Annotated in this window: 7 protein-coding genes and 1 pseudogene; 1 reads left to right on the plus strand and 7 read right to left on the minus strand. The window is 70.8% G+C overall.

What is annotated here, in order from left to right; all coding sequences use genetic code 11:
* Entirely contained in the window at positions 1-3885 is a 3885-nt protein-coding gene (locus ABD951_RS02220; protein ID WP_345341669.1) for a Pls/PosA family non-ribosomal peptide synthetase, read from the minus strand.
* 277 nt (positions 3886-4162) lie between these two features.
* Here ABD951_RS02220 and ABD951_RS02225 point away from each other — a divergent pair, with 277 nt between their 5' ends.
* Positions 4163-5122, plus strand: coding sequence for a TIGR00341 family protein (locus tag ABD951_RS02225; protein ID WP_345341671.1), 960 nt, complete (start codon positions 4163-4165; stop codon positions 5120-5122).
* Between the two features lie 61 nt (positions 5123-5183).
* Here ABD951_RS02225 and ABD951_RS02230 read toward each other — a convergent pair whose 3' ends face one another.
* From ABD951_RS02230 to ABD951_RS02255, 6 genes and pseudogenes are all read right to left on the minus strand, one after another.
* Positions 5184-7019 carry a glycosyltransferase family 2 protein gene (locus ABD951_RS02230; RefSeq protein WP_345341673.1) on the minus strand — a complete coding sequence of 612 codons (1836 nt, stop codon included), beginning with the start codon at positions 7017-7019 and terminating at the stop codon, positions 5184-5186.
* On the minus strand, positions 7016-8935 hold the full coding sequence (locus tag ABD951_RS02235; protein ID WP_345341675.1) for a hypothetical protein: 1920 nt from the start codon (positions 8933-8935) through the stop codon (positions 7016-7018). The genes ABD951_RS02230 and ABD951_RS02235 overlap by 4 nt, the downstream gene beginning before the upstream one ends.
* 98 nt (positions 8936-9033) lie before the next feature.
* Positions 9034-10233, minus strand: a complete 1200-nt coding sequence (locus ABD951_RS02240; protein ID WP_345341677.1) for an NAD-dependent epimerase/dehydratase family protein — start codon at positions 10231-10233, stop codon at positions 9034-9036.
* Positions 10234-10446: 213 nt separating this feature from the next.
* Positions 10447-12342, minus strand: a complete 1896-nt coding sequence (locus ABD951_RS02245; RefSeq protein ID WP_345341679.1) for an alkyl/aryl-sulfatase — start codon at positions 12340-12342, stop codon at positions 10447-10449.
* Between the two features lie 210 nt (positions 12343-12552).
* Positions 12553-13155 (minus strand): TM7S3/TM198-like domain-containing protein, encoded by a 603-nt coding sequence (locus tag ABD951_RS02250; protein WP_345341681.1) that lies wholly within the window; start codon positions 13153-13155, stop codon positions 12553-12555.
* Positions 13156-13386: 231 nt separating this feature from the next.
* Positions 13387-13708, minus strand: a pseudogene (locus tag ABD951_RS02255) (acetyl-CoA C-acyltransferase); the annotation flags it as partial.

A 13708-nucleotide genomic window follows, 5' to 3' on the forward strand; every position in this document is an offset into this window, starting at 1 on the left:
TCAGGCTCCCGTCCACGGGCCGATCGGGTTGCCCTGCCACCGGGTGTGGGGCGGCACCACGTCGCCGCGCATCACCAGCGAGGCCGGTCCGACGGTGGCGCCGTCGCCGATCCCGGACGCGGGCAGCGCGACGCAGTGCGGGCCGAGGGTGGCGCCGGCGCCGAGGGTGACGGTGTCCATGGCCATGATCCGATCATGGAACAGGTGGGTCTGCACCACGCAGCCCCGTTCGACGGTGGCGCCGTCGCCGAGGGTCACGAGGTCGGCCTCGGGGAGCCAATACGATTCGCACCACACGCCGCGGCCGATCGTCGCGCCCATGCCGCGCAGCCACACGTTCAGGACGGCGGTGCCGGTGGCGGCGCGGGCGAACCACGGCGCGGCGACGGTCTCGACGAACGCGTCCGACACCTCGTTGCGCCACACGAACGAGCTCCACAGCGGGTGCTCGGTGCGGCCGATCCGCCCGACGGTCACCCACTTCGCCACGACCGTGACCAGCCCGGCGACGGCGCCGGCGATCAGCAGCAGGATCCCGCTCAGCAGCGCAGCGGCCCAGAACCCGACGTCCAGCGCGATCGCCTGCAGACCGAACAGGACCGCGAGCCCGATCCCGAACGTCACCATCACCGGCAGCAGCCGGCAGGTTTCGACGGCGCCGCGCGCGATCTTCAGCCGCGTCGGAGGCGCGAAGGTCCGTTCGGCGTCGCCGTCGCTCGCCGAGCGGCGCAGCCGCACCGGCGGGCTGCCGAGCCACGACGATCCCGATTTCGCCTTGCTCGGTGCCGCGGACAGCACCGCGACGAGTCCGTTCTTCGGCACCCGACGCCCCGGCCCGGCCATCCCGGAGTTGCCGAGGAACGCGCGTTTGCCGACCTTCGCCTCCTGGATGTGCAGCCAGCCGCCGCCGAGTTCGTAGGACGCGACCATCGTGTCGTCGGCGAGGAACGCGCCGTCGGCGACGGTGGTGAACTTCGGCAGCAGCAGCACCGTCGACGCCTCGACGTTCTTGCCGATCCGCGCGCCGAGCAGGCGCAGCCACATCGGGGTGAGCAGGCCCGCGTAGAGCGGAAACAGGAAGGTGCGCGCCGAGTCCAGGAGACGTTCGGTGGCCCACACCTGCCAGCCGACGCGGCTGCGCACCGGGTGGTAGCCCTCGGTGAGGCCGATCCCGAGCGCCCGGACCGCGACCACGGTCAGCGCCGCGAACACCAGCAGCGCCAGCAGGGTCGCGACCGGAAGCCAGGCCAGCGCGCGGGGGATCGCGGTGCCGAGATCGGGTGCGGCGTGGACGCCCCAGCCGATCAGCGCAATGCCTGCGGCGAGCGCGAGCAGTGGCAGCGACGCGATCACCAGGGAGGTGAGGCCGTAGACCGGCACCCACTGGGTGGCGCGGCGGGGACGCTCCGCGGGCCACGGGTGCACGGCCTTGCCGACCTTGACGGCGGGCGACCCGGCCCAGCTCTGCCCCGCCTTGACCCGGCCGATCACGGCGGAGCCCGGCGCCACCTCCGCGTTCTTGCCGATCCGTGCCCCGGGCAGCAGGGTCGAGCGGGCACCGACCGCGGCGCCTGCTCCGATCCGGATGCCGCCGACGTGGACGACGTCACCGTCGATCCAGTGCCCGGACAGGTCGACCTCGGGTTCGACGGAACAGCCGTCACCGAGTTCGAGCATCCCGGTGACCGGGGGCAGGGTGTGCAGGTCGACGCCGCGTCCGACCCTCGCGCCGAGTGCGCGGGCGTAGTAGATCATCCACGGCGCCCCGGACAGGTTCGCGGCGCCGCTGGCCTCGGTCAGCCGGTGCGCCAACCACAGGCGCAGGTGTTCGGGTCCGCCGCGCGGATAGGTGCCCGGTTGCAGTCCGCGCAGCAGCAGCCGGCAGCCGGTGACCGCGATGCCCATCCGGCCGAGCGGCGTGATGAACAGCAGCACCGCGACCAGCACCCACCACCACGACAGCGTCGGTGCCCACGGCACGTCGGCGAACCAGGCGAGCACGTTGTTCAGCACCGCGAGCCACGTCACCCACTGCAGGCCGGTCAGCGTCGTCAGCGGAACGGTCCACAGGATCTGCCGCCACTGCGCGGAACGGGGCGTCGGTTCGACGTGCCGCGGTGCGGCGACCTCGGCCGGCGCGAGGCTGTCGAGGTGCTCGGCGAGCGAGCCGAGCCGCGGGTGGTCGTAGAGTTCGGCGACCGTGACCTCGGGGAACCGCTCCCGCAGCGCGGTCACCAGCTGCGCGGCCGCGAGGGACCCGCCGCCGGCCGCGAAGAAGTCGTCGTCGCCGCCGGTGATCTGGGCACCGAGGATCGACGACCACAGCCCGGCGACCCAGGCGGCGGTGCCGGCGAGCCCGGCGGCCGCACCCGCGTCCTCGGCGGAGGTCCCGGGCAGCGGCCACGGCAGCGCCGCGCGGTCCACCTTCCCGGACGTCCGGGTCGGCAGCTCGGACACGAGCGCGAGCCGCGGCACCAGCGCGGCGGGCAGCTGGTCGGCGAGGTGCGCGCGGGCGGCCGCGAGGTCGAAGTCGGGGTCGGTGCTGGCCAGGTAGCCGACCAGGATCGCGTGGCCGGAGGCGGTCGTGCGGACCGCCGCCGCGGCGCCGGCGACTCCGGGCAGGTTCTGCAGGGCGTTGTCGACCTCGCCGAGTTCGATGCGGCGGCCGCCGATCTTGACCTGGTCGTCGGCGCGGCCCTGGAACAGCAGGCCGTCGGGCTCGAGCCGGACCAGGTCGCCGCTGCGATAGGCGCGGTCCCAGCCGAGGGACGGCATCGGCGCGTACTTCTCGGCGTCCTTCGCCGGGTCGAGGTACCGGGCGAGGCCGACACCGCCGATGACCAGTTCACCGACCTCGCCGATCGCGACGGGGGTGCCGTCGCCGTCGACGACGGCCAGGTCCCAGCCGTCCAGCGGCAGGCCGATGCTGACCGGCGCGTCGCCGTCCATCTCCGCGGCGCACGCGACGACGGTCGCCTCGGTGGGGCCGTAGGTGTTCCACACCTCCCGGCCCTCGACGGCGAGGCGTTCGGCGAGTTCGGGCGGGCAGGCCTCGCCGCCGAAGATCAGCAGCCGCACCTCCTCCAGCGCCTCGGCCGGCCACAGCGCGGCGAGGGTCGGGACGGTGGAGACGACGGTGACGGCCCGCGACACCAGCCACGGGCCGAGGTCCATGCCGCTGCGTACCAGCGCGCGCGGCGCGGGTACCAGGCACGCCCCGTTCCGCCAGGCCAGCCACATCTCCTCGCAGGACGCGTCGAACGCGACCGAGAGCCCGGCCAGGACCCGGTCGCCGGGTCCGATCGGGTTGTCCGGCAGGAACATTCGGGCCTCGGCGTCGACGAAAGCGGCGGCGCTGCGGTGGCTGACGGCGACGCCCTTCGGGGTCCCGGTCGAGCCGGAGGTGAAGATGATCCAGGCGTCGTCGTCGACGGTCGGCGGCCGGGGCACGTTCTCCCGGGCCGGCGCCGTCCCGGCCTGCACCCCGCGTCCGGTCAGGATCGCCGCGACCTGCGCCTCCCCGAACACCAGCTCGGCGCGTTCGTCGGGGTCGTCGGCGTCGACGGGCACGTATGCGGCGCCGGCCGCGAGGACGGACAGGATCGCGGTGTACAGCGAGTGCGACCCGGACGGCATCCGGATGCCCACCCGGTCCCCGCCGCCGACCCCGAGGTCGCCGAGCCACTGCGCCCCGCGCTCGACCTCGTCCAGCAGCTCCGCGTAGGTGAGGGTGGTGTCACCGTCGTCGATGGCGGGTGCGTCCGGGTGCGCCTGTGCGGTGGCGGTCAGGACGTCGAGGAGGGTGCGCGGCGCGGGGGCGAAGGGCGACCGCAGGTAGGCGGCCGGGATCCGCTGGGAGCGGTCGGACGGTGACTGCAGGTGCAACGCCTGGGATTCCTGTCTCGAGTCGGCTGACGGTGTGCAGAGTTCTCTCACGTCAAGTTTGCGAGACGGTGAACGGAAACCCGGCCACGACATGGGTCACCTTACGCCGACCCTCCGGCCGACACGGTGGACCCGTCCGAGGGCCGTCCGGTCCGTGTCGCGAGGCGCGCCCTCACCCGCGCGGGGTGAGGCGGGGAGGCCGCGGCTGCCCGCACAGTGGGACCGAGTCGGGTGGGTTCACGACCGACGTCACGACGAGGGAAGGGGCAGGGTCCAGATGCTGATCCCCGGCACACAGCGCCGCACACTGGCCGAACTCGACGACCGCCTGGACCTGGCGGCCGGTGATCGGGCCGCCAAGCGGTCCGCATTCTGGATCATGCTGACCCTGGCCGCGGTGATCGCGGTGGCGGGGATCTGCGGGAATTCCACCGCGACGGTGATCGGCGCGATGATCGTCGCACCGCTGGCGACACCGATTCTCGGCATCGGGCTGGGAATCGCGACCGGGCGAGCGGGACTGGTCGGGCGGAGTGTCACGGTCGTCGCACTGGGGGTGGTGCTCGTCGTGGCCCTCGGAGTCGTGTTCGCCCAGGTCCTCCCCGACGCCCCGGACGTTCTCACGAACTCCCAGGTCCTCGGGAGGACATCGCCGAATCTGTCCGATCTGGCCGCCGCGCTCGCCACCGGAATGGTCGGTGCCGTGGCGGTGGCGCGACGCGACGTCGGTGACGTCCTGCCCGGGGTGGCGATCGCGATCTCCCTCGTCCCGCCGCTGGCGGTGGTGGGGGTGTGCCTGGGTTCGGGCGAGCCGTCGCTCGCGCTGGGTGCGTTCGTGTTGTTCCTGTCGAATGCCGTCGCGCTGGTCATCACGGCGACCGTCGTCCTGGTCTCCGCCGGCTACGCCGCGGAGGCCGGGACCGGCTCGGGCCGTCGGGGAGCGTACGTGACCCTGGCGGTGATCCTGTTTCTCGTCGCGATTCCGATGGTGCTCAACACGCTCTCGTCGCTGTGGGTGAAGCAGATCAACGACGCCGCGCAGCATTGGCTCGACGGCACCCCCGGCGCCTACGTCACCGGGGTCACCTGGAACGGTGACGTCGCCACGGTCAGCGTGCTCGGGCCCGTCGACCTGCCGCCGGTCGAGGAACTGCAGGACGCCGTCGACTCCCTCGTCCCGATGGATCCCGGGCTTCGGGTCGTGCACACGGTCGGTACCCGCATCGAGACCGGGTAGGTCCCGACCCGGGGGGGAGCCGGACCCACGCTCGTAACCCACCCGGGCCGGCAGCGGGCGTTCAGGCCGATCGCCGCGACCGACCGAGCCGCGGCCGGTGCGGGCGCATCGGTGGATAGACGAGGGTGAGCGTGGACAGCAGGGTGAAGTAGCTGCGCAGCACCCGGAAGCCGAGGTATGCGGGGATGTACCGGACCGCGCGGGGGCGCCAGATCAGGCAGACGGCGATCGTGACGAACAGGGTCATCCCCAGCAGGGTCGCCACCACGGGCTGCCAGCGCATCGTGGTGAAGGTCGCGTGGAAGAAGGCCTCGGCGAGGGCCGCGAACAGCAGGAGGGGGCCCAGCATCGCGCGACGGGCGGCATTGACGAGCTGGAACGGCAGGACGAAGGTGCCGGTCATGGACCGCCGGTCGAAGAGGATGGCCCGGTTGCGCGCGGTGAGGTGGTAGATGCTGCGGAACCAGCGGGTGCGCTGCTCGCGCAGGTGGGCGTACGACGCCGGGGTTTCGCTGTGGTACACCGCGGCCGGGTCGGCGATGCAGTGGTATCCGGCGGCGGTCAGCCGCATGCAGATGTCGGTGTCCTCGCCGTTCATGCCCTGGACCATGCCGCCGACCTCGGTCAGCAGGCTGCGCCGGTAGAGGGTGAACATCCCGGGGACTCCCAGCACCCCCTGGTAGCCGTCGAGGGAGACCTGGAAGAAGCCGTGCCGCAACAGCACCTCGACGAGCCGCACCTTGTCGATCCACGTCTTCTCCTCGGCGGGCAGCGGTATCCCCCCGACGGAGCCGACCCTCGGGTCGGCGAAGTGCGTCATGGCGGTCTGCAGGCATCCGGGTCCGATGACGGTGTCGGCGTCGATGCGGGCGACGAACTCCTCGGTGATGGCGTCGATCCCCATGTTCAACGCGATCGCCTTGCCCGGGGTCGGGCAGTCGAGCACCACCCCGGTGATGTTGACGCACTCGTCGATCGCCTCCTGGGCCACCGCGTGGGTGGTGTCGGACGACGCGTTGTCGACGACGTAGATGCGGATCCGGCCGGAGTAGGTGGCGGCCGCCTCGTCGACCGAGGCGATGGTGGCGCCGATGCTGTGCGCCTCGTTGTGTGCGGGCACCAGGATCGCGACCGGCGGTGCGTGCCCGGAGCCCGCATTGCGGGACCTGGTCAGCATTCGCATACCGAACCAGGCGGTCGAGAACGCGAACAGTTGCTGGACGAGGAACACACCGGCTCCGATTCCGCCGAGGACGGCCCAGTCCTTGAGTGTGTCGACGAGGGGGGCGAAGTACCGCAGGACCACCGCCGTGCCGAGGATCGACGCGGCCAGGCAGCCGAACAGTTTGACGAGTTCGATTGCGGGCGTGTGCGGGTTGGTCGGCAGCGGTCCCTGGTCGGGCAGATGCGCCTGCCGCAGGATCGTGTGCGGAAAGATGGCCAGCGCGGCGAGGCCGGAGAGCATCTGCAGCCCGAATGTCGAGATCGAGACGAGGCCCGAGTCGTGCAGGAACCAGGCGCCGGTGTCGACGACGACGCAGAACGCGAGGAACTTGCCGAGCAGGGACACGCCGATGAAGGCGCGTCGCCACCGATTCGAATAGGCGAACGCGGCGTACGTGACGAAGAAGACCACGAGGAACATGCGCAGCGGGAACACGACGTTGCCTCGGCCGTGCGAGAACAGGACCATGTCCCGCGGAAGGTCCGAGAATCCGGCGTGCACGAGCAACGTCCGCAAGCACATGACGATGATGCCGAGGGCGGCGAAGGTCACCAGGAAGCCGTTGACCGCGCTGGCCGGCCGGTCGACCGCGTAGCCGCGGGGCGCGCTGTCGACGGACCGAAAGTGGTCGGCGATGGCCTCGGCCGTGGGCGGTTCCGCGACGCCGGTCATCGCGGGAGGTCTTTGCGGACCGGCGGCGTCGGTACGACCGAGCCGTCCGGGTTGACCACGAAACTCCCCTGCGTCGTGATGACCTGCGCCGACTCGTTGCCGAAGTCGGGCAGTCGGGTGTCCCCGGGGTCGCCGACCGGGTCGATCACCAGTCCGGCGGCTGCGCCGGGACCGGTCGCCGTCTCCACCAGGAGGCCGTTGTCGAAGGCCGGGACGTCCAGCGCCGTGGCGCCCTGCCCCGCCACGATCCGGCCGTCCCGGATCGTCACGGGCGGAGTGACCCGACCGCTCTGGCCGACCAGGACGAACGGTTGTCCCGGCGCGGGATCGGTACCCCACAGGATCGGTGGGGAATAGTGTGCGGGAACGAATTCCGTCAGGACCACGGTGATCGCGTTGAGTTGCCGGATCGGGTCCGCGGTGGCCGCGTCCGGGACGTACACCGCGAATCCCGGCGCGAGTTGCCGGGGCAGTGCGGTGAACCCGGCGCCGGAGGCGTCGCCGAGCAGCAGTGCGGAGTCCGCGCGCAACTGGATCGGATAGCTCGTCACCCGGACGTTGCAGCCGCCGAGGTCGCGGTCGCGTTCGACCGTCAGCGTCAGTGTGTTCTCGATCAGCTGGTCGGCGGGCGGCAGCGGGACGGTGACGATGCCGGCGGTGGGGTTGAGGCGCGCGCTGGCGACGAGCCGACCGTTGAGCTCCGCGTTCAGGATCCACGTGAGGTCGTCCGGCGACGCCGGCAACGTGAAGGCGACCCGTGCCGCCTGCGGGAGGCGCCCGCCCGGCAGGTCGGCCAGGGAGTAGGCGACCCGCCACCGCCTGGTCTCGGTGATCTGACCGGTGGACATGTCCGCACCCAGCGACTCGAACGACACCTGGTCCCCGACCGCGGTCGGTGCGGCGCTCAGCGTGCGGGGATCGGCTTCGGCCGAATCGGCCACGGCGACAACCGGTTCGGTGAGGAAGCTCGAGAGGAGGTTCGCGTCCGGTTCGACGATTCCCGTCACCGGGACGCCGTCGACGTGGCCGACGACGACCCCGGAGGTCGCGGCGTCGCCCGGATCCCACCCGGTCTGCGCGGTCAGTGCTCCGGCGGGTCCGACGAGCACCGAGTTCCGCAGGTCGCCCTCGGGTGCGGTGTCCGCATGGACCACGTCGTGCCCCGCCCGGGTCAGGGCCATGCCGAGTTGCAGTGCGGTCGTGCGCCATTGGTCGCCGCGGTCGGCGAGCACCACCGTCACCCTGCGGTCCCACGACGCCACCGCGTCGCGGACCGTGTGGACTGGCTGGTCGAGCGCCGCCTCGAGAACGCTGCTCGGGTCGAGGTGCACCTGCATGCCCGCCGAGTGGTCTGGTGTGCAGGTCTCGTCGTGGCGGGTGCCCTCGGCGCGGACCTGGACCCGTACCTGGCCGTCGGCGGCCAACTGCTCGGGCACGTCGACGAACGTGTCCAGGTCGTTCTCGCCGGTGGCCAGCTGGCTCTTCGAGACCTGCTGCCCGTCGATGCTCACGATCAGGAACACCGTGCTGTCGTCGGCCACCTGTGTGGTGCCGGCCAGGTGCAGCCGTGTCCGGTCTCGGGTCGAATCGGCGGGCAGGGTCACCAGGTAGCTGGTCGACGGCGAGTCGTCGGTCAGCCAGACCCCGTCGGCGTGCCCGGAGCCGGCCAGGGTCTTGACGAAGTGCCGCTCGGGGGGCACCTCCAGGCTGGTGTCGTCGACGTCCTCGGTGAACCAGGTCGGGCGCACGATCACGAATCCCAGGAGCAGCGCCACCGCGACACCCAGAATCACCCACGCCGAGCGAGGAACGGTGCGGCCGTGTTCACCGGCGAAGTACCGCGCCTGTGGCTGCGTCCCCTCCGGCTCGGGTGGGGTCGGGCCTGGCGTGTCCGGACCTTCGGCATCTCCGTTCATCCGCGCTGACCTCCGCCGGTCGTCCGTTCGTTCTCACCCGCGAACCAGATGGACGGGGGTGTCGCGATCACTGTGTTCACACTGTGGTCCCGGATCCGTCAGTGGACGGTGTGCTGCTCGTAGGCGACCCTGCGGCCCTCGTTCCAGAAGGACGTGCACGGGATCCGCGCGACATCGACCCGGTCGGCGTACTTCTGCGCGATGTCGACCGACTCCCCGAGCAGGCCCGTCGCGAGTCTCGTCGGATCCAGCCCGAGGCCCAGCAGTCGATCGTTGCGGACGGCGAGATCGTTCGCGTCGGCTTCGGCCCGCGGGTTCGGCAACCGGTGCACGGTCGCCCCGGTGGTGGTCGCGATCAGGTCGGCCAGGTCCGCGACCCGATGCGTCTCGGTGACCTGGTTCATCACCCGTACCCGCCCCGACACGTCGGACGCCGATTCGACCGCCAGTCGAATGCACCGGACCGTGTCGCGGATGTTGATGAAGGCCCGGGTCTGTCCGCCGGTCCCGTGCACGGTCAGCGGATACCCGATGGCGGCCTGCACGAGGAATCGATTGAGCACCGTGCCGTAGTCGCCGTCGTAGTCGAACCGGTTGATCAACCGCTCGTCGAGAGCGGTTTCCTCGGTCTGCGTTCCCCACACGATCCCCTGGTGCAGGTCCGTGATCCGGACACCGTCGTTGCGGCAGTAGAACTGGAAGAGCAGCTGGTCCAGCGACTTGGTCAGGTGGTAGACGCTGCCGGGCTGTGTCGGGTAGAGGATGTCGCGGCTGTGCGTGTCGCCGACGCGGTCGACGTAGCTCACCGTCAGATACCCCTCGGGAAGGTCCACCGGTACGGACTCGTATCCGTACACGCCCATCGTGCCGAGGTGCACGACGTGAGTGTCGAGGCCCAGCTGGACCACCGCGGCGAGCAGGTTGTGCGTTCCGTTGAGGTTGTTGTCGATCGTGTATCGCTTGTGCGCAGGCGATTTCATCGAGTACGGGGCCGCGCGTTGTTCGGCGAAGTGGACGATCGCATCGGGGCGCACGGTCGCCAGCAGGTCCACCAGCCGGTCGTAGTCGTGTGCGAGATCGAGTTCGACGACGGCGATGTCACGTCCGGTCACCTCGCGCCACGCCTGCACCCGCTCGGCGAGGGAGCGGATCGGCGTCAACGACCGGACCCCGAGCTCCTCGTCGGTCCGGCGCCGTACGAAGTTGTCCACGACCGTCACGTCGTGGCCGTGTGCCGACAGGTGCAGTGCACTCGGCCAGCCGCAGAACCCGTCACCGCCGAGGACCAGTGTGCGCATGGATGCGTCCCTTTCGTCCGGAAGTTTCGGATGCTGGCGAACGTATGCGGCGCGGACGCATGACCACCTCATCCCCCGGGGGTGAGATGGGTTACGTGTTTCCGTCGAATCGTGTTTCGCGCGTGCGCGTTCCGGCGTCACCCTCGCGCCGGTCGCGAAGAAAGCAGAACGGGGTGTGGTTCCGGCCGGAACCACACCCCGTGCACCGCACGGTCAGGGCGTCACGATCGCGAAGTCCGGGTCGGGAGCGTCCAGGTATCCGACGAGCTCGGCCAGCACGGAGGCATCGCCCTCGACGGTGACACTGCCGTCGGTGACCATCGCACCGACGTCCGCGCCGCCGAGCAGAGCGGCGTGCAGATCCCGGTTCGTCAGCGCGAACGTCGCGTCGGGGGCGGGCACGTCACCGTCGACGTCGAAGTGCACCAGGAGCCCGTTCCGGAGCTGGGTCCGGTGCAGGATGGCGGCGTCGGTGACCTTCCAGTCGATCGTGATGTTCGCCGACCACGCCTTCGGGCCGTCGATGCGCAGCGCGATCGCGTCGAACAGCTGCTCGACGCTGAGTGCGCCGGCGATGTCGGGGGAGGCGGTGGCGGTCGGCGTGCCGACCGGGCCGTTGCGCAGCTCGTAGGCGCCCATCAGGAAGAAGTTCCGCCAGGTCCCGTTCTCCGAGCCGTAGCCGAGCTGTTCGAGCGTGTCCGCCTGCAGCGCCTGGGCCTCGGCGTTGCCCGGGTCGGCGAAGATCACGTAGTTGAGCACCTGTGCGACCCACCGGAAGTCACCGGCGGCGAACGACTCCCGGGCCTTCTCCAGGACGGCATCCGCGCCGCCCATGAACTCGACGTGCCGCTTGGCCGACTCGGCCGGCGTGTGCTGCCACAGCGTCGCCGGGTTGCCGTCGAACCACCCCATGTAGCGCTGGTAGATCGCCTTGACGTTGTGGCTGACCGACCCGTAGTAGCCGTGGGTGTGCCACGCCTGCTCGACCGCCGGAGGCAGCTGGATCTCCTCGGCGATCTCGATCCCGGTGGCGCCCTTGTTGAGCGCCCGCAGGGTCTGGTCGTGCAGGTACCCGTAGAGGTCGCGCTGGACGGACAGGAACTCGGTCAGCCGCTCGGTGCCCCACGTCGGCCAGTGGTGGGACGCGAACAGCACATCGGAGCCGGCCGCGTACCGGTTGATCGACTCGGTCAGGTACTTCGACCACACGTGCGGGTCACGGACCAGTGCGCCGCGCAGGGTCAGCAGGTTGTGCAGGGTGTGCGTCGCGTTCTCGGCCATGCAGAGTGCCCGGCGGTCCGGGAAGTGGAAGTTCATCTCCGAGGGCGCCTCGGTGCCCGGGGTGAGCTGGAACTCGATCCGCACGCCGTCGACGACCTCGGTCTGACCGGTGTGATCGACGTCGAGTGTCGGATTGATCAGGGTGGGCGTCCCGGTCGATGTCGTCGGGCCGAGCCCGGCGCCGACCGCCCCGAGCGGTCCGCGTGGCAGCGCCGCCCCGTACATGTAGGCGGCGCGCCGGGCCATCGCGGTGCCCGCGTACACGTTCTCCGACACCGCGTGCTCGACGAAGCCGGCCGGTGCGAGGACCGGGCAGCGGCCCGCGTCCACGTCCTCCTGCGTGGTCACGCCCTTCACGCCACCGAAATGATCGATGTGACAGTGCGAATAGATCACACCGGTCACCGGGCGATCCCCCCGGTGCTCGCGATACAACGCCAGCCCGGCGGCGGCGGTTTCCGCGGAGATCAGCGGATCGATCACGATCACGCCGGTGTCGCCCTCGACCAGGGTCATGTTCGACAGATCCAGCCCGCGGATCTGGTAGATGCCGTCGGCGACCTCGTACAGACCCTGCATCGCGCACAGCTTCGACTGCCGCCACAGGCTCGGGTGCACGGTCGGCGGGCAGTCCTCGTCGAGAAACGCGTAGCCGTCGCTGTCCCAGACCACGTCCCCGGACTCGTTCGTCACGACTCCGGGCTCGAGTGCGGCGATGAACCCCCGCTTCGCGTCCTCGAAATCCTGGACGTCCCCGAACGGGAGCGCCTTGGCCGACTCCGAGTTTCTGCTGATCACGCTCGCCGTGACCTCACCTTGGCTGGACATGGAGCCCCTTCCCTCGCGAATGCGCTGCCGGGTACCGGCTCCGCACCCGGAGAGTGCGGTCGTCCCGGCACCATCGTCGGGTCGATCCGACCCACCGTCGGGTCGACCCGCGGCGAGCATGTCACCGACGACAACCGGTCCACCTCACCCTCGCTGGATGAGATCGTCACACCGTTCGTCTCCCGCCGAGGAAGCTCGGAGCGGCGGTGATCAGACCATGTCGGTTCCGCGCGTCGTCTTCCCGGCAGGCGGGGGATCGATGCCGAGCTTGTCGGCGAACAGCCGACGCTGGGTCATCCACCCGGCGACACTCAGCGCGATCCACGCGGCCGTCGCGACGACCTGCTGCCATGCCGACGTCGGATTGTGGAGGAAGCCGAGAGCATCGGTGGTCCGGCCCAGCCCGTCGAGGATCATGCTCGCGCCACCGATCGACGTGAGCCACAGCAGGGCTCGTGCGCGGAACTTGTCGGCGAGGAAGGCCGCCGCGACCGCGAACGCGACGATGACGATGCCGCTCAGCGCCCAGTTGTTCTCGCCGGGCTGGAGGACGTCGGCGGCTCGCGCTCCGACCATCGCGCCCGCCAGGCCGCCGATGAAGAACGTGGAGAACTTGAAGACCAACGTCGTGACCACCCACGCGGTGACCGCCCCGATCAGGGCGAACAGGAACAGGGCCGACACCGACGGATTGAACAGGTCGGCGATCAGCCAGCCGAGCCCGAATCCGACCGCGAGCACAGCCAGATGCAGCGACCGGATGCCGTAGAAGCAGAGCAGTGCGCCCACCAGTAGGACGACGATGCCGTTCATGTGCTCTCCTCGGTCGACGACGCGGCAGTGTCATCGTCGGGCTCCACAACCCGAGCCCGCTTCACCCGGCCCGGGTGAAGCGCCGCGTTTCGTCCGGATGCGCACGTGACTCCACGCCGACCGGGCACCGGCATCCGGCACGTCCGGGGCGCTCTCGTGTGCGGGCACCGGACGGCCCCGGTGTCGGTGCTCGTGTCAGCCGGTCGACACCGGGGCCGTCGTTGCCTCGCCCTACTTCTTCGGGACCCGGACGATCAGTGCGTCACCCTGCCCGCCACCACCACACAGGGCCGCGGCACCGACACCACCGCCACGACGGCCCAGCTCCAGCGCCAGGTGCAGCGCGATCCGCGCACCCGACATCCCCAGCGGGTGACCGAGCGCGATCGCGCCGCCGTTGACGTTCACCCTCTCCGGGTCGATGCCCAGCTCCCGGGCCGACACGATGCCGACCGCGGCGAACGCCTCGTTGATCTCGACCAGGTCCAGGTCCTTCGGGTCGATGCCCTCCCGCGCACACGCCTTCGCGATCGCGTTCGCCGGCTGCGACTGC

The organism is Rhodococcus olei (genome assembly GCF_039540555.1).
Taxonomy (GTDB): domain Bacteria; phylum Actinomycetota; class Actinomycetes; order Mycobacteriales; family Mycobacteriaceae; genus Rhodococcus_G; species Rhodococcus_G olei.